General features: G+C 36.1%; 14 protein-coding genes. 9 read left to right on the forward strand and 5 right to left on the reverse strand.

Annotated features, from left to right (window positions below):
* The first annotated feature begins 50 nt into the window (after positions 1-50).
* Entirely contained in the window at positions 51-1,256 is a 1,206-nt protein-coding gene (locus OMO38_RS05740; protein WP_264749259.1) for an NAD(P)/FAD-dependent oxidoreductase, read from the forward strand.
* 329 nt (positions 1,257-1,585) lie between these two features.
* Here the strand turns inward: OMO38_RS05740 and OMO38_RS05745 are convergent, their stop codons facing one another.
* From OMO38_RS05745 to OMO38_RS05760, 4 genes are all read right to left on the reverse strand, one after another.
* The gene (locus OMO38_RS05745; protein WP_264749260.1) at positions 1,586-2,779 is read right to left on the reverse strand and encodes a VWA domain-containing protein; all 1,194 of its coding nucleotides are present in this window, start codon (positions 2,777-2,779) and stop codon (positions 1,586-1,588) included.
* Between the two features lie 117 nt (positions 2,780-2,896).
* On the reverse strand, positions 2,897-4,519 hold the full coding sequence (locus tag OMO38_RS05750) for a DUF4139 domain-containing protein (RefSeq protein ID WP_264749261.1): 1,623 nt from the start codon (positions 4,517-4,519) through the stop codon (positions 2,897-2,899).
* A gap of 142 nt (positions 4,520-4,661) precedes the next feature.
* Positions 4,662-5,336 (reverse strand): SIMPL domain-containing protein, encoded by a 675-nt coding sequence (locus OMO38_RS05755; RefSeq protein ID WP_264749262.1) that lies wholly within the window; start codon positions 5,334-5,336, stop codon positions 4,662-4,664.
* Positions 5,337-5,434: 98 nt separating this feature from the next.
* Entirely contained in the window at positions 5,435-6,391 is a 957-nt protein-coding gene (locus OMO38_RS05760; RefSeq protein ID WP_264749263.1) for an SIMPL domain-containing protein, read from the reverse strand.
* Positions 6,392-6,737: 346 nt separating this feature from the next.
* Here OMO38_RS05760 and OMO38_RS05765 point away from each other — a divergent pair, with 346 nt between their 5' ends.
* The 3 genes from OMO38_RS05765 to OMO38_RS05775 all read left to right on the forward strand — a co-directional run bounded on the left by OMO38_RS05765 (position 6,738) and on the right by OMO38_RS05775 (position 9,939).
* Positions 6,738-8,522: a tetratricopeptide repeat-containing sensor histidine kinase gene (locus tag OMO38_RS05765; protein WP_264749264.1), complete on the forward strand. Its 1,785-nt coding sequence runs from the start codon at positions 6,738-6,740 to the stop codon at positions 8,520-8,522.
* Between the two features lie 52 nt (positions 8,523-8,574).
* Complete coding sequence (locus OMO38_RS05770; protein WP_264749265.1) at positions 8,575-9,309, forward strand: LytR/AlgR family response regulator transcription factor; 735 nt, start codon at positions 8,575-8,577, stop codon at positions 9,307-9,309.
* 90 nt (positions 9,310-9,399) lie between these two features.
* Complete coding sequence (locus OMO38_RS05775; RefSeq protein WP_264749266.1) at positions 9,400-9,939, forward strand: lipocalin family protein; 540 nt, start codon at positions 9,400-9,402, stop codon at positions 9,937-9,939.
* Positions 9,940-10,041: 102 nt separating this feature from the next.
* On the opposite strand, the gene OMO38_RS05780 is transcribed toward OMO38_RS05775, so the two are convergent.
* A complete protein-coding gene (locus OMO38_RS05780) occupies positions 10,042-10,518 on the reverse strand; it encodes a DUF7832 domain-containing protein (RefSeq protein ID WP_264749267.1) in 477 nt (158 codons plus the stop codon).
* Between the two features lie 113 nt (positions 10,519-10,631).
* Between OMO38_RS05780 and OMO38_RS05785 the strand changes: the two genes are divergently transcribed.
* The 5 genes from OMO38_RS05785 (at position 10,632) to OMO38_RS05805 (ending at position 18,434) form a co-directional block, all read left to right on the forward strand.
* Positions 10,632-11,882 carry a CinA family nicotinamide mononucleotide deamidase-related protein gene (locus OMO38_RS05785; RefSeq protein ID WP_264749268.1) on the forward strand — a complete coding sequence of 417 codons (1,251 nt, stop codon included), beginning with the start codon at positions 10,632-10,634 and terminating at the stop codon, positions 11,880-11,882.
* A gap of 176 nt (positions 11,883-12,058) precedes the next feature.
* Positions 12,059-14,113: a M13 family metallopeptidase gene (locus OMO38_RS05790; RefSeq protein ID WP_264749269.1), complete on the forward strand. Its 2,055-nt coding sequence runs from the start codon at positions 12,059-12,061 to the stop codon at positions 14,111-14,113.
* A 146-nt stretch (positions 14,114-14,259) separates the two neighbouring features.
* Complete coding sequence (locus OMO38_RS05795) at positions 14,260-16,359, forward strand: M13 family metallopeptidase (RefSeq protein ID WP_264749270.1); 2,100 nt, start codon at positions 14,260-14,262, stop codon at positions 16,357-16,359.
* A 153-nt stretch (positions 16,360-16,512) separates the two neighbouring features.
* Positions 16,513-17,049 (forward strand): type VI secretion system contractile sheath small subunit, encoded by a 537-nt coding sequence (locus OMO38_RS05800; RefSeq protein ID WP_264749271.1) that lies wholly within the window; start codon positions 16,513-16,515, stop codon positions 17,047-17,049.
* 23 nt (positions 17,050-17,072) lie between these two features.
* Complete coding sequence (locus OMO38_RS05805) at positions 17,073-18,434, forward strand: DUF5458 family protein (RefSeq protein WP_264749272.1); 1,362 nt, start codon at positions 17,073-17,075, stop codon at positions 18,432-18,434.
* Positions 18,435-18,470: the final 36 nt, after the last annotated feature.

Below are 18,470 nucleotides of genomic sequence, written 5' to 3' on the forward strand. Positions count from 1 at the left end.
CAGTACCACGTTTAAGGCGCAGTTATTGATTGTGTTTTGAAAAATAATCTATGGACCTGAAATCTAACGAACCTTTCTGGCTTTTAAAAAATGGCCTTATCACTTCCTATCCCTCCCTAAAATCTGATGAAGAATGTGATGTTCTCATCATCGGAGGCGGAATCACAGGAAGTCTTATTGCCCATCAAATGATAAAAGACGGATACCAAACCATTTTAATTGATAAACGTGAAATATGCAACGGTAGTACATCGGCGACGACATCAATGTTGCAGTATGAAATCGACACTCCGTTGTATGAATTAATTGAAATGATTGGTGAAAAAGGTGCGGTAGAAAGTTATAAAGCCTGTTCCAAATCTATCGATGATCTTGAAAAAATAGTGAAGGAGATAAAGGCTAGGTCGGGTTTTAAGAGGAAACAGTCCCTCTATTTTGCTTCGAAAAAGAAAGATGCGATCTGGCTGGAAAAAGAATATGAAGCCAGGCGAAAAGCAGGATTCGATGTCGCCTGGTTAGGACCTGAAGATATCGAAGAAAAGTTTGCTTTCCAAAATACTTATGGTGGAATTTTGTCTAAACAGGGGGCGAGTATTGATGCATTTAAATTTGCGCATGAGCTGCTGAGATTTAATGTCAATAAAGGCTTAAAAGTTTTTGATAAAACTGAAATGAAGTCGGTGAAATATCTGAGAGATCACAATCTTGCGTTGACCACTGACGGTTTCAATATTAAAGCTAAAAAAATAGTGTACTGTGTAGGTTATGAATGTGCAACAATGATTAAAGAGCAGTTTGTTGACTTAAAAAGTACCTATGCGATCGTTTCGGAAGTTGATACTGATACATTTAAAAATATTGAAAACACTCTCGTCTGGAATACTGATAATCCCTACATTTATATGCGCTCGACCGATGATGAGCGCCTTTTAATTGGTGGTGGCGACGAAGATTTTTCCAATCCTGAAAAACGTGATTCTATTTTAAATAAAAAGGAAAAAGAAATCTTGAAGAATTTGAAAAGAATAAAGCCGGATTATCATTTTTACACTGATTTTGTCTGGGCTGGAACTTTTGGCGAAACAAAAGACGGACTACCTTACATCGGAACGCACGATAATTTTAAAAACTCCTATTTTGTTTTAGGTTTTGGTGGGAATGGAATTACTTTTTCCGTTACAGGAATGGAGATGGCATCTGCATTTATGAAAAATAAAAAACATCAACTTTCTGAATACTTTAAATTTGGGAGATAACTCTACTACTTAACCTTAAATAGCTAAAAGTTTCGGGGCTCGGCAAAGCCGGGCCCCGAAACAAAAAATAATAAACTCAGCATTTTCATACTTGGTATTTTGTACTCAGTACCTGAACCGAATGGGATATTTCGATACTGGAGTTTGAGTCTAGCGCATCTATCGCTTGAGCTGTGATCTTTGTCAAATTTTTTCTGTGCAGATAGGATTTCATCCTGTCCTCTGTTAAGCGTCCCGTTGGGACTTTGTCAATTCGCAGCTTAAATCTCAAATCTTAAAACCGAATTCCCGAATTTCAAATCTCAAATTATGATTCTTAAGAACTGCAGTTAAAAACTGTACCCATTTTTTTTCGCCAGCTCAACAATGGATTTTTCAATCGCTTTTCCCAAATCATCGCCTTCAGCATTACCGCGCTTTTTCATTTCAGAATCGATGTAGTTTTGTCTTTGTCTGGCTAAAACCTCGATTTCTTTCTGAATTTTATCACGGTCTGCAGATTTCTGAGCAACAATTTTATTGATTTCAGCTTTACTTTTCCCTTTCAGTTCAGAAGGTAATTCTTCTTCTCTGATGGATGAAATGTAGCTTTTGTCTTTTTCAACTTTATCCACCAGATCCCAATGATCGTTTTTGTACGCGTTTTTCTTCGACTTACTTACGGCCCGTTCAACAGCATTTGATGCCGACTGCATTTCGGCGTTGGAATCCTGAGTGGTCTGTTTCATTTTCATCTCGCTTCCTCTACGGCCGTAAGAAATGTAGGTGTCATTTAACTGCGAATTGTACTGAGCAATTTTCACATCGTAAGGAGTTTCAATGTAAATCACTTTTTGGTCGCTGTCGATGTTAAAAAACTTTCCGTCGCCAAGACTCGCTCCGTTTTGCCAGAATGTCTGAATTCCCTCATCACGGCTTCCGCAGAAAATCGTGTTGGTGTAAATATTTTTTTTCTTCGCTCCTGAAATGGTCTCTTTATAACTGATTTTTCCCTGATCAAAAGGTTCGTTTCCGGCAATGTAGATCAGCTTCATGCTTTTCTCATTTCCGTCCCAACTCAGATTGCTTGCGGCGTCCCGAATGACTGCACCGCAATATTCATTTCCGCCATTGGTTCTCAAAGCAAACAGTTTTTCTGAAACCAAATCCAGATCCTGAGTGAGCGGTGTAACCTGTCTTATATAATTTTCATCCTGCAAACCGTCATTTCCGTATTCATAAAGGGCAATTTCTACTTGCGGCGCCTGTCCGTTGTACTTCAAAGTGGTCAACGTATTTACAATATTCCAAAGTCTGGATTTTGCCTGATCGATGAGTCCATCCATACTGTTTGACGTGTCCAAAAGCAATGCAACCTGAATTTTATTGTCCTTTGAAACAGTAATTTGCGGTTCTGGAAAAATATTACTTTCCACCACTTCTCTGTCGTTGGCTTTGCTGCTACAACGGATGTCTGACATTTTTCCTGCGCTTAAAAAAGCAACTGCACCGGTTGTTAATGCTAAAAATTTTAAAGTGTTCATATCGTATGTTTTTAATGATTTTATTTAATCTTATATTTTTTTTTTGATAGGACTTCATCCTATCCTATATTAAATCGTCCCTTCGGGACTTTATCGTGTTTGATTTAATTTTAAATATTAAACCTTGAATCTTGAATTTGAATCATATCGACTGTAATACTGAATCTGCATTTCTTTTGGATATTTTACTTCGTAAGAGAAGTTGATTTTATCTGAAGCTCCGCTCGAAATGTTTCTGTTCCAAAGAATACTGCCGGTCTTATCATCCAGAATTCCGTTTCCTATTTCTAAAGATTTTACAGTGATTTTTGAATTCTCACTTAAAGGAAGCTGGTCCAGAATTTCCAGTTCGATATTTTCTTTGGTGTTGTTTCTCACAGTTATTTGATAAGATTCAGTTTCCCATTTATTTGAGTTAAGCGTTTTCTGTGATGTCTTATCTTCAAGTTTAATTCTTTTCACCACAATTCTTTCATCAACGCCGAGCGAAATCGGGAATTCTTCTTTCACATAATTGCTTGTGATATTGGTTTTTCCGATATAATTATCTTCAAAATAAATGTTTCCTTCTCCGGAAATCAGATTTAAATTGTGCCAGTTTTTCACGAAAGCCATCAGGAAAACCTGATTGTTCAGCTTCGGAACGGTATGGTATTTATAGGTTGCATCCACCTCCTTTTTATCCAGAATCACATACTGCTCTTTCTCCTGACTGACAATGGTTTGGTGAAATTTCAGTTCATACAAAACATTCATCTGGCTGTCTGAAACCGTTGCCACAGGAATCTGGCTTGGAGCCGCAACTTCCTCACGCATCTGATAAGAATTAACAGCCGACATCTCTGCTTTTTTCATGTAGCCCATTTTCGCATCATCATAATTGTGAGCTGTATATTCTGCAACATAAAGTGGTGATAAAATCGGTCGGTTCTGATTGTCAGAAGGCCTGTAAGTCGAAACTAAAAGTTTCACATTATTCCAGTCCTGTCCGGTCTTCTGATAAATTTTTCCTTTGTACACAATTTCCAGCGGTTTTTTGGTTGACAACGCTCTCAAATCATAAGACGGAACCCAACCCGCATTGGAAACGATGTAGCTCACGCCTAAATTCAGATTCATCTCATTTTCAGCGAGAATTTCAAGCAACAGTTCTTTTTTGTTCTGATTTTTGTGTGTCTGCTCCTCAGAAAACTGGTTATTGATTTTGGCAATACTTTCATCCAAAATAGTTTTCTGTTCATTCAAAAGAAAAACCTGATTGTCGATTTCCAGCATTCTTTTTCTGTAAAATTCAGTCAGTTTGATCAGCTGTTCCTGTGGAGTAGATTTGTCGTTGGTAGATACTTTAAGATTGTCATTGATGATATTCTGTTCACCCGAGAGATTTTTAATTTTAATATTCAGTAAGTTAACCTCTCTCTGAAATCTTTTCTTTTCATCATCCAGTTTTTTTTCGCCTTCAGACATCTCATCATTTTTCAGATAATTGCTTTGTGGAGTGATGGATAAAAGTGTTGTGTTTTTTTCAAGATTGATTTTGTAGGTGTTTTCATCCAGATCGTTTGGAAGATTGATGATCTTTACCACGTTTCTCCCTTTTTGAAGACTGACATTAGTGCTTCCGAAAACTTTGGCTCCCTGCAGAAATACAGTGGCTTGTTTCACTTCAATTTCTTTTTTAATTTCCTGAGATTTAAATAAAGAAAACGTGAGCATTACTATTAAAAATGAGTGTCGCATTGTTTATTATTTTAAAGTTCTACAGTAAAATTACCCTGAATTTAACCTGACTTTCAGCAGACTTGGTGAAACCATATTTTCACTTGGTAAAAGTTTTCAGATCAAAAAAAAGACAGCCATTTCTGACTGTCCATTTCACACACTAAAGAATTTCGTATCTAGTTTTGATGCTGAATTTGAGCTTGATATTTTCGATGTTATCAAAAGAGTAATCCAAACTTTGGTCGGCTGCTTCCAGCTGTACGTTTGCCATTTTGCTTCGGTAAGCAACGGGCATTACAGAATCGCTCATGTAATCTTCAATTTCAGTGATTTCCAAAGGCGTTCCGGTCTTTTTACCGATGCTTTCCAAAAGATAATCTGCTTTTTCTTTTGCCGCTTTTAATGCATTGATCTTTACGGTTTTTCTGAACTCTGCAATTTTTGTGTTTTTAATTTCTGCAATATTCAGATTGCTGACCCATTTCTGGTTCAAATCTTCAAAAAGCTTACTCACATTGGTTTTCGCATTGACTTTAAACTGAAAACTCTTCGTAAACTTCGTGGTTTTTGAGTATAAATTCTGATACATCGATTTGAATTTGATATCTTCATTTTTCACTCCATCGTTCTTCAGGATTTCAAACAAAAGTTTTTCGTTGTTAGCCAGTTGATTTTTATTATCAGCTTTGATTCCGATGTTGAAGATGATTTCATCCGGTTCCACTTCCATTTCGGCAACTCCCGTTACCTCGATTGCATTTTTTTTAATTTCCTGCGCATTCACCAGACTTCCTGCTGCAAAAATTCCGACTAATAAAAGGTGTTTCAGTTTCATATGTTTCTGTTGTTTTAAATTTCTAAAGTAAAATTACTCTGATTTAAAACTGAAAATCTGCAGACTTGGTGAAATGGGGATTTGGCTTGGTAAGCGTATTACTTAGTTGAGTTAGAAACATTCAAATCTCTCATCTCTCCATTTGGCGTGATCAGAATAAAAGATTTGCTGTTCTTATTTTCAATCTTTTCCTCTTTAGTAATTACTAATTTTACTTCGTACATTACCTGAATAACGGGTTCCATAATCGTAGGATTAATAACAAAATCAAATTCTTTGTCTAAAACCGGTTGATAATACAAGGTTGTTGATTTATTGGTCTGATTTACATTTGCCAGTTTCGTCAAGGCTAAAAAAGAACTGTTGTAAGCCTCATAAGATTTATACATTTCTGTCGGAAGTTTGGTTTGAAAGCCGTCATTAATCGATTTTCTACTGTTGGCAAAAGTTTCTCCAAGTAAAATTTCATAGTTTTTTACTTTTTCATGAAGTGCAAGTTTTGCTTTATTCATCAATTCTTTTTTAACTATTTCGAGGCTGTTTGCAAAATAATCTACTCTTACAAGATCATAAATTTCATTTTTTGATAGAACTGTAATGAGTTCGTTCAACTGAGAAGGATTTGAGAATTTAATGTGCAGATTTTTTTTAAGTTCAAAACCTGTAGGAACTTCATTGTAAGTTTTTCTGCTGAAAGTCTTTTTCTCAACCGCATACTGATAAACCGGAACAAAAGAAACCATATCAACATAAGTTTCAATTCCTTTATGAGTACTGATCAGATCTAATGCGCTCTTTAGGCGTTTATCCATCAGAGAATTCACTTCATCTGATGTTTCTGCTACCTGTGTCAGGCTAAAAATTGCAACATACTTATCCGCTTTTACATTTGCCATTCCTTTGATACTTATAACTAAATTATTCTCTAAAGGAACACTGACGCTAATGTTGTTTTCCTGATAACGTACCTGATTTTGATAATTAATATTTCCTGAAACCTGTGCAAAACTGAATTGAAAAAATACAGCCGAAGCCAGGCATAAAATGTTTTTCATAATGATTAATTTTAAGATTATACTGCAAACTTAACCGCCTCAGAGAAACCATTTAAAGCCAACTTGGTCAATTGAGGTTTTCGCTTGGTAGAATTAAAGAGACAACTAAGAAGAATTGTCAGTTTAAATAAAATTAATTGTCAAACATTTTACTTAATGCTAAATTTTGGAATATTTAATCTGCTCAATCCTTAAAATCTTTGGGAAAACTATAATCAAAAATCACCATCCAAAATTCTGTTTTTTAATTAAAAGTTGTCGCTCATAAAATTTTCAACTTGGTAAAAACAGCTTTTCGCTTGGTGAATCGTTTTTGGCGAACTGAATATATGTATATCTTTGTTTTATGAAATTCTATCATTTCTTTTTCACACTGGTCTTTACGTTTCTTGGGAATAAAATGTATTCTCAAAGCAATAAAGTAGTTGAAGAAGTGACCAGCGAAAGTAAAATTTTACGAAAAGCCGTCGACAAAAAAGATGAATCTGCAGAAGCTGAATCTTATTTTAAAATCGGTGAATCTTATTTTAATGCATCCAATTTTTCTAAAAGTGAAGAATACTTTTTAAAATCTAAAAACATTTACGAAAAGCTGAATGACAAACAGAATCTCGAAAAGGTCACCAGAAAACTGGCACAATCTCAGGAAAGTCAGAATAAACTGACAGCGGCGGCAAAAAATTATGAAGTCGCTTCAAAAGTTGGTTATTCTAGGTCGAAAAAGGTACAGAATTCCAATGATGCCTCAAGGCTGAATTCCAATTCACCGGTTGTGAGGATGGAAGCCATTCAAAACAACATTCAGAACAGCGAAAAGGAAAACAATAAGGAAGATCTTGCGGCGGGATATTCTCAAATGGCCGAGGCCAATCTTGAGGTTAAAAATATTCCTAAAGCAGAAGAAAACCTCACCACGGCATACAAAATTTCAAAAGATGAATCTCCACAGCAGGCTTTGGCGATCAACCAAAAACTGACCGATCTATATGTTGTTAATAAAGATTTTGACAAGGCGATTGAAGTCAAAAAGAAGGTTCTGAAGGAAGATTTTGTTAACGAAAATTCTCAGAAAAAAGTTGAACAGATTCAGGAACTTGCAGATATTTACATCAAAAAAAATGATCCTCAGGAAGCAATTTCTCTACTTAGAAATGCGTATGATATTGCTTTAAATAAAGGTCATACTTTAGAAGCACAGAAAAGTGTGAAAAGACTCGACAGTTTATATGCAATTTCTGAAAACACAGATGCTTCCGTACAATTATACAGAGATTTTCTTGGAAAACTTCCCGATTTGGTTTCAAAAGACCGAAGTTTGGTCGACAATAAAATTCTTGAGGATACCGAACAGAGAATTTCTCAGCTCGAACAGGAAAAGAAACTGAAAGATGAGCTCATCAGGAAGAAAAACCTTTTCAACTACAGCCTCATCGCTGCTTTGGTTATTTTAATAGGTTTAATAATATTTATTTTCAGAACTCTAAAGAAAGTTCAGATTAAAAACAAAAAAATCGCTTTGCAGTCGCTGCGTCGTGAGATGAATCCGCATTTTATTTTCAACAGCTTAAACTCTGTGAATCATTTTATTGCAACAAATAACGAACTGGAAGCCAATCAATATTTAACCAAATTCTCAAAACTGATGCGGGGCGTAATGGAAAATTCTACAGATGATTTTATTCCGTTTCAGCAGGAATTAGATTTGCTCCAAAACTATTTAGCTTTAGAAAAAACCCGTTTCGCTGATAAGTTTGATTATGAAATTGAAGTCGATGAAAGTCTCAATACGCAAAGTTTAAAAGTTCCCGGAATGTTGGTGCAGCCATTTCTTGAAAACGCTGTATGGCATGGTTTACGGTACCGCACTGTAAAAGGATTTTTGAAATTAAAATTTGAAAAATCATCCGAAAATCTGAAAATTACCATCGAAGACAACGGCATCGGTATCGAAGAAAGTAAGAAGCAAAAAACAGAGCATCAGAAAACCCGAAAAGGCCGTGGCATGAAAAATACTTTGGAAAGAATTGCTCTATTGAATGACTTATATAAACAGAATATCGAATATAAAATCACGGACAAGCCAAATTCTCAAGGTGTTTCCGTAGAGATTTCTTATGAAGTATTAAGTTGATTTTTAATTGTTTTCCATTAAACTTTAAACCTTAAACCCAAAACCTGTCAGCATGAAAATAAAATCCGTTATCGTAGACGACGAAAAAATTGCAAGAGAAGTTCTCAGAAACTATCTTACCAAATACTGTCCGCAAATCGAGATTTTGGGCGAAGCGGAAAATATTAAAGAAGCCGTTCCCTTGATTGCTGAAATGCAGCCTCAACTGGTTTTTCTTGATGTAGAAATGCCTTTTGGGAACGCGTTTGATGTGTTGGAAGCGACCAAAGCATTTTCCTACGAAACGATTTTCATCACGGCATTTTCGCAATATTCGCTTCAGGCTTTGAATAAATCTGCGAGTTATTATATTTTAAAACCCATCGATATTCAGGAACTGATTTTGGCTGTGAATAAAGTGGCTGAAAGCATTCAGAACAAAGAAGAACTCAACCGGAATAAAATTCTTTTAGAAAATTTAAAATTAAAACCTGAAAAGCAACAGTTGATTCTTCCGACTTTGCAGGGCTTTGACGTGGTAAAAACTGAAGATATTGTGCGACTTCAGGCAGATGGAAATTTCACTCAGGTTTATCTTACCGACGGCTCGAAGAAAATGGTCTGCCGGTTTTTGAAACACTTCGACGACTTGCTGGAAAATCCTTTTGTGAGGGTTCACCGTTCGCATATTATCAACACCGGATTTGTGAGATCTTATCACAAAAGCGGAACGGCAACATTGGCTGATCAAACTGAAATTGAAGTTTCCGGTAGTTTTAAAGAACAGTTTTTGAAGGTTTTTTCGTAAATAGCTACTTTAAGCTAAAAATTATTCGCTGTAATCCAAAACCAATTAGGGCATTATTTTTGAATTTTCATTTCAACAAAATCTTCAGATATGAAAACGTTTCAGAAAATAGCTATTCCCGTTTCTTTAGGTATTATCGGATTATTACTGTTCAATTCCTGTTCGGTCGGGATAACGAAAGGTGCAACGGCAGTTACCAATTTTAAGTCAGATAAATATTTGGGAAAATGGTATGAAATTGCCCGCTTCGATTATAAATTTGAAAGAGATTTGGATAATGTAACCGCCAATTATTCTTTAAATCCTGACGGTACCATTAAAGTTCAGAACAGAGGATATAATTACGTTAAAAAAGAATGGAAAGAGTCGGTCGGTGAAGCAAGATTTGTTAATGATAAATCGGAAGCGAGGTTGAAAGTTTCATTTTTCAAACCAATTTGGGCAGGTTATAATGTGATTGATATTGACGACGATTACCAAAATGCCTTGGTGGTCGGAAACAGTACAAAATACATCTGGATTTTATCACGGAACAAAGAAATTCCTAACAGCATCAGAGAGCGGTTTTTGGCAAAGGCTGAGAAACTGGGGTACAATACCAATGATTTGATTTGGGTAAAGCATAATTAGCCAGAGCGACAGTGGAGCGGCAAAATTTCCAAAAAGAAATAGATTAAGAAAACTCAAACCTCACAGGTTTTTAAAACCTGTGAGGTTTTTTTAAGTGTAATTTTAATTAAGATTTTTATACTCTTTCCATTCCATAAAGCGATGGCCGATAATCTGTTTCATCAGATCGTAGTTTTCATACGTGTCTTCAATATGATAAAAAGTTTCGTATTCAAAGTCACTTTCTTCAGCGATGGAATCAAAAAGGTTGATATAATCGGTGGCAAATGAACTGAATTTATCTGCAAAATCGGTTTCGTCAACATAATAATCTCTGGCGAACGCGTTTCCCATATCATTTAAATCATACTCAGAAAATTTGCCATCCATAGATTCTAAAATAAATTCGGCTCCCGTCATTTCTCTCCGTTTTAGCTTTTCAATTTCATCATAAGAATCTTCTTTCAATTCTTCAGAAACCAAATCATTGGCAACACACCAGTTCAAAAACATTCCTGTATGCGTGGCGCCGTTTTTCTCAGGAAGTCCTTCCGGGAAATCTCCGCCATAATGCCACGATGCATCATCATATTTCGTCATAATCTTTATTATAGTTGTAGACAGTTCAAATCAAAGATATAAAAAATCATTTTCTTTTGCTCGCTACAGAGATTTTCACGTCATTTGTAAGGAATTTATTCAAACTTAAATACATGCAAAACGCAGTTCTTATTACCATAGGTGACGAAATTCTTTCTGGAAATACGGTCGATACCAATTCAAATTTTATCGCAACAGAGCTTAAAAACATTGGAGTCAAAGTCGTACAGATTTTCACCATTTCAGACGAGATTGAAATTATTAAAAATACTTTGAAATCAGCTTTCGAATTGGGCGATTTAGTCATTACTACCGGAGGTTTGGGACCAACAAGAGATGATAAAACCAAGAAAGCTTTGGCGGAATTTTTTGATGATGAAATTGCTTTGGATGAGGTGACTTTTGAACATTTGAAAGGATATATGGAAAGGCGCGGTCGCATAGAAATTCTGGAAAGAAACCGTGAACAGGCGTTTGTGCCGACAAAATCTACAGTTTTTCAAAATCATTATGGTACTGCTCCGTGTATGATGATGGAAAAGGACGGAAAATTGTCTTTCAGTTTGCCTGGCGTTCCTTACGAAGTAAAACCTTTGATTAAAGACCAGATTATTCCTTATCTAAAAGATAAATTTAATCTGAATTATATTTCCACAAGAATTGTTTCTGTCGTAGGAATTCCTGAAAGTATTTTGGCGGATACCATTGAAGATTGGGAATTGGCTTTACCGGAAAATCTGGCTTTGTCTTATCTTCCAGTTGGAACTCGGGTAAAACTAAGACTGACTGCAACCGGAACTGATGATGAAGTATTGCAAAATCAGCTGGAGCACGAAATTCAAAAGCTGTTTCCTATAATCGGAGAGAATATTATCGCAACTTCTGAAGATAAAATTGAAAAGATTTTAAGTGAGATTTTAAATGAGAAAGATTTAACAATTTCCACTGCGGAGAGCTGTACTGGCGGTTATTTGGCACAAATGCTGACCTCAAATCCTGGAAGTTCAAAATATTTTATTGGTGGTGTAGTTGCTTATGCCACTCAAAAGAAGACAGATATTCTTCACGTGTCTGAAGGGACGATCGAAAGATTTACTGTTGTGAGCAGAGAAGTTTCTCGTGAGATGGCTGATGGTTGTCAGAGTTTATTTAAATCTGATATTTCTCTTTCCACAACCGGAGTTGCCGGTCCCGGAAAAGGAGAGGATGGAAAAGAAGTGGGGTTGGTCTACTATACAATTAACGTGAATAATCAGTCTGAAACTTTTAAACTTCACCTTCCGCATCTTGACAGACAGGATTTTATTTATTTTGTTTCACAGAAAATTATTCAGGATTTGGTGGGGATTTTAATTTCAAAATAGAGGTTCTATGTTTTTAAATGAAAATAAATTAACCTTACCGTAACAAAATTTAAATTTAATATACTTATTGTATAAATAGTTGTTACACTGAAATCGTCGTGTTTTGAAATGGAAAAAAATATCTAAGGATGTTGACGATTGCAGGTGACCTTTAAAAAAAATAAAAAGTTTCTATAATGAAAAAATTAACGCTTTCTTTGTTTTTATTGGCAGGAATTTGTTCGCAGAATACGCTGAACGCTCAGGCTAAATCAACTAATGCAGCAAGTACAACAGACAAAGGTTTAGACCTTAGTTTGATGGATAAAACTGTTCGTCCACAGGATGATTTCTACAACTTCGTGAGTGGAACATGGATGAAAACAGCTAAAATTCCTTCTGATAAACCAACTTGGGGAAGTTTCAACAAATTGGCTGATGATACAGATAACAATTCGATGACGATTTTAAATTCTCTTCTGAAAGATAAATTTGCAGACGGAAGTGAAGGTAAAAAAATTCAGGATCTGTACGCTACCTATATGAATATGCAGAAGAGAAATGCAGACGGAATCAAACCTATTCAGGAAAACATCAGCAAAATAGATGCGATAAAAAATCTTACAGATCTACAGAATTATTTAGCGACTGTTACTAAAGAAGGAGACAACACTTTCTACAGCTGGGGTGTATATTCTGATTTGAAAGACTCTAATATGAATGCGGTTTACTTGGGTGACGCTTCGTTGGGAATGGGAAGAGATTACTATCAGAAAGTAGATGTGAAAAACACTGAGGCTTTGGCAGAATACCAAAAGTATGTAGCTTCTATGTTGAAAGAGTTAGGCTATACCAACGCTGATGCCGCTGCAAAAGGTGTTGTGGATTACGAAAAAAGTATTGCCAAGCATTTGCTGACTAATGAGCAGAGCAGAGACAATACACTTCAGTATAACCCAAAAACAATTGCCGAACTTTCATCTTTGGTAAAGAATGTAGACCTTGCTTCTTACCTGAAAAAAGTGGGAGTGAATACCGACAGAGTAATTATCGGTGAAATTGGATATTACAAAAACTTTGACCAGTTGGTGAATGCTAAGAATCTTCCTGTGATCAAAGATTACCTGAAGTTTCACATGATCAACGGTGGTGCTTCTTACCTGAGTGAAAAACTGGGTGATACTAAATTTGCTTTTTACGGTAAATATCTGAGAGGCCAGCAGGAGCAGAGAGCTTTAAACAAGAGAGGGTATGAGTTAATCAACGGTTCTCTAGGTGAGGCTTTCGGTAAACTGTATGTTGAGAAATATTTCCCGGCTGAAGCAAAAGCTCAGATGGTTGAATTGATCGATTATCTGAAGAAAAGTTTTGCAGTTCACATCAATGGTTTGACGTGGATGTCTTCTACGACAAAAGAAAAAGCAATGACTAAACTGAATAAGTTTACAGTAAAAGTTGCTTATCCTGATACCTGGAAAGATTATTCTAAATTAAATATCACTCCGGAATCTAAAGGTGGAAATCTTTATGCGAATCTTCAGAATATTGCAGAATGGCAGTACAATAAAGATTTGGCAAAAATCGGTAAGCCTGTAGATAAAACAGAATGGGGAATGACTCCACAAACTGTAAATGCTTACTACAACCCGGTATACAACGAAATCGTTTTCCCTGCTGCGATTCTTCAGCCGCCTTTCTTTAATCCTAAAGCTGATGCTGCCGTTAATTTTGGTGGAATCGGTGCGGTTATCGGTCACGAAATTTCTCACGGATTTGATGATTCCGGTGCTCAGTTTGATGCCGACGGAAACTTAGTAGACTGGTGGACTCCGGAAGATAAAGCGAACTTCGAAAAAGCTACAAAAGCATTGGCTGCTCAATATGATAAATATGAGCCTGTAAAAGGAACTTTCGTGAACGGAACGTTTACCAACGGTGAAAATATTGCAGATTTAGGTGGTGTAAATATCGCGTATGATGCATTGCAAATGTATTTAAAAGATAAAGGAAACCCAGGTGTAATCAGCGGTTATACTCAGGATCAGAGATTCTTCTTAAGCTGGGCTACCGTTTGGAGAACTTTATCAAGTGAAAAATATATGGTAAACCAAGTAAAAACTGACCCACACTCTCCTGGATATTTCAGAAGTTTTGGTCCGTTGACCAACGTAGATTCTTTCTACAAAGCATTTGATGTAAAACCTGGTGACAAATTATACAAAAAACCGGAAGACAGAATTAAAATCTGGTAAACAATATCAAAACCGTTCAGAAATGAGCGGTTTTTTTATGAAATTAAATTTTTAATTAGCCAGAAACTTTAACTCATTTTCATCAATTCTCATTTAACATAATTTCTTATATTTGATCAAACTGATTACAATTCAAAATTAATTTAATGAAAAACGTAAATATTGCAGTACTTGCATTCTCAGGTATTGTATTCTTAAATTCTTGTGGAACGACAAAAAATACCACTGCAACAGCAGAAAAAGCACCGACAAATATCGTGGTTGAGAATTCTTCACTGACCATTTATCCAGAAAACGGAATCAATTTATCTTATATGGATAAGACGGTTCGTCCGCAGGATGATTTTTTCAATTATGTCAATGGAAATTGGGTTAAAACAACTCAGATTCCGTCAGATAAAGCAAGCTGGGGATCTTTCAATGCGTTAAGGGAAAATGTAGATGATGCTTCTTTAAATATTTTAAATAAGATTTTAACCGAAAAATATGCAGAAGGTTCAGAAGGTCAGAAGATCCAGAATCTCTACGCTTCATTTATGGATGTCAGCAAAAGAAATGCAGACGGTCTGAATCCTATAAAAGGAGACTTGGCGAAAATCGATGCGATTAAAAATGTCAGTGATTTGCAGAAGTATCTTTTAGAAGCTACAAAACTTGGCGACAATTCTTTCTACGGCTGGAGAGTAAGTGCCGATATGAAAAATTCTAAAATGAATGCGGTGTATCTTGGCGGTCCGGATCTTGGTTTGGGGAGAGATTATTACCAGAAAGTAAGTGAAGCCAACACAAAAACTTTAGCAGAATATCAAAAATATGTAGCGCAGCTATTTGGAGTTTTAGGCTATAAAAATTCTGACGCTACAGCAAAGAATGTTGTCGATTTCGAAAAACAGCTGGCTAATTATTTATTGACATTAGAACAGAACAGAGACGCAAATTTAAGGTATAATCCTAAAAATGTATCTGAACTGTCTGGGTTGGTGAAAAATGTAAATCTGGCAAAATACTTAAAAGATGCTGGTGTCAATACAGATATAGTGATCGTTGGTGAATTGAAATATTACCAGAACATGGATCAGTTTATCAACCAGAAAAATCTACCTCTGCTGAAAGATTATCTGAAATATCATGTCATCAACGGTAACGCAAGCAACTTGGGAGAAAGTCTGGACAATATCCGTTTTGATTTTTATTCTAAATATCTTCAGGGTCAGAAAGAGCAGAGAGCGATGGATAAAAGAGGGCTTGCTCTTGTAAACGGCGTCTTAGGTGAAGCTTTCGGGAAACTTTATGTGGACGAATATTTCACTCCGGAATCTAAGCAGCAAATGGAAATTTATATTGATTATATTTTAAAATCATTTAAAAATCATATCAGTGAAATGGATTGGATGTCTCCTGAAACCAAAGTGAAAGCTCAGGAAAAACTATCCAAATTCACTGTGAAAATTGCATATCCCGATCAGTGGAAAGATTATTCTAAATTAAAAGTGGAAGCTCCGGCACAGGGCGCAACATTATATTCAAACTTACAAAATGTTTCGGCCTGGCAATATGAAAAGAGTCTAGAAAAAGTAGGAAAGCCGGTAGATAAAACAGAATGGGGAATGTCTCCACAAACTGTTAATGCATATTACAGCGGTTCAAATAACGAAATTGTATTCCCCGCAGCAATTCTTCAGCCACCTTTCTACAATCCAAAAGCTGATGCAGCCGTAAATTTTGGAGGAATCGGAGCAGTGATCGGTCACGAGATTTCGCATGGTTTCGATGACAGTGGATCAAGATTTGACGGTGATGGAAATCTAAATAACTGGTGGACAGAGCAGGACCGTAAAAATTTCGATGCAAAAGTGGGACAGTTAGCCGCTCAGTATAATGCTTACGAACCTGTGAAAGGAAGTTTTGTGAATGGTAAATTCACAAGTGGAGAAAATATCGGAGATTTGGGTGGAGTAGCCGTGGCTTATGATGCACTTCAAATGTATTTAAAAGATAAAGGAAATCGGGGACTGATCAGCGGATTTAATCAGGATCAGAGATTTTTCATGAGCTGGGCAACAGTATGGAGAACGAAATCTACCGATCAGTATATGATGAATCAGGTAAAAACAGATCCGCATTCACCGGGATATTTCAGAGCATTTGGACCTTTGGTAAATCAGGATGGTTTTATGAAAGCCTTCGATATTAAGCCTGGAGACAAGCTGTATAAAGCTCCGGAAGAGAGAATCAAAATCTGGTAAAAAAATTGTTATAATCTTAATATGAAAAACGCACCTTATGGTGCGTTTTTTTATTTATTTTTCATAGCTTAGTGAAAGCTAAAGGTATTATGTATCATTTAATTATCTGAGGCTAATTGATTTATTTAAAGAAAAATCATTACAAAATTTTGTATGTTGCAGTTTTTTTATAAATTTAAACAATGGATTGGTCAAAAGTTTGCTAATCCAAACCAAAATCAACAATCTCAAAATAATAATAATATGGCAATGTTTAATTATGGTGTTGGCGGAAACGAAGTCAAGGTCGACGCTAATGAAGCTATTCAGGAAATTCAGGAAAACAAATCCCTTATCGTAAGCCAGCTTACTACTGATGAATCTTATGTTCCCGAAATTGTTACAGGACTTAAAACTGTAGACGATGTCTTCAGACATTTTCAGCCCTCTGTTGCTGTACAGCACGAGACGGAAGACGGAAATGTAGTAGAAGAAGAATTCCGCTTTCAGAATCTTGCTGACTTTACTCCCAAAAATTTGGTACAGAAATCAGACTATCTCCAAAAGCTCAGCATGGAGCAGGAGCAGTACAATAAGATCGTACGTCAGTTGAAAACCAATAAAATCTTGCGCAATATGCTTGAAAATGAGCAGACAAGAGCAGCTTTTATTGAGGCGTTAAAGGATGTGGCACAAGAACTTGAAAAATAACCAAAAGAACCTACACAAATATCATGGATAGTAAATTACAGGCTGCAGAAAGCCAACAACATAATCAACAGCAGCAAGGCGGAAAACCGAAAGGAAATCCTGTTGAAGAACTCAGTAAAATCGGAGGTTTTAGCTTCATAGAATCGGTAGTAGACGGTATTGCCAACATGAATCCTACCAGAAAGGCAAGAAAAGAAATTTTCCTGAATGATGCCAACAAAACCGATGAGAGAAAAGAATTGCTGCAGAAAATCAATCTCTGGGTTGAACTCTTAAGCAGTAATGAATCTGCTGAGAAAATGGCTGATACCTGCAAAACAAAAGCGCAGGCCGCAGACCAAAATCTAAAGACCAATTTAAAAAACAGTCTTGATGCATCACGTCAGCTGGAAACATCTTACCGAACTGTTGCACAGTTTTATAAAAATACAGAATTAGATAAGGTTGATAACGTAAGTATTGTCAATGCTTCATTGGAGCAGATGTCAGATTTAGATAATCCTTTGTTTATTGATGCTGTTGCTGAAGAATTCAAACAGTATTATGATCGTTTGGATTTGAGAGATAATTATTCAATTCTTGCGATTCCGGGTTATTTAGGGTCTAACAAAGTGATTGAAAAGTGGGCGAAAATTTGTAACGAAAACAAAGTAATGATGGTGACCGACTTTGCCAATTTGGATAAGCCGGACGACGTTGTAGATTTATTCCATTCTGCTAATCTTACCGGTGGTGAATTGCATAGAAGTAATGTAATCATGACCTGTAACTGGTTGGTAGGACGTGGTAGAGCTGAAGAAGTAGGTGAAGAGGAGAACGTAGAACTTCCACCTTCAACTTCACTGGCAGGAAAAATCCACAAAACACTGATGTCTCAGGTTGCTGCCGGTAAAAAGCACGGTAATATCAACGAAGTAGACGCTGTGAAATTCGAACTGAAGAAAAGTGAAATCTCTCAGTTGGAAAAAATGGGTCTTGTACCAATGGTTAACGAATATGGTAAGATCATGGCATTCTCTGCAAAAACACTGTTTACAGGAGACAATATTGGACTTCAGACGTACTCAGTAGTTCGTGTATTTGATTACGTGACCAAAGTTTTATTAGATTTCCTAAACAGAAGAGCCTTCGAAAACTGGAACGCTAAAAATGAAGATGATTTAAGAAAACAAATCGTTACATTCTTAGACGGTATTAAAGGTGCTGATAAGTTGATTGAGAAATTTAAAATTGTTCGTTTCGAACAGGATAAAGTGAATAAAGACAGAGTCTGGTTAGACATTCGTTTGACTCCTTATTTCCCGACTAAAAGTTTTGTTATTAAACTTGACGGTCACAAGGGAGATGACGGTAACGAGTGGGATGCTGAGTATATTCAGGATTAATCATTCTAAAAATAAATATAAAGCCGGTGTTGAAAG

It is taken from the genome of Chryseobacterium kimseyorum (assembly GCF_025971945.1).
GTDB classification, from domain to species: Bacteria; Bacteroidota; Bacteroidia; order Flavobacteriales; family Weeksellaceae; genus Chryseobacterium; species Chryseobacterium kimseyorum.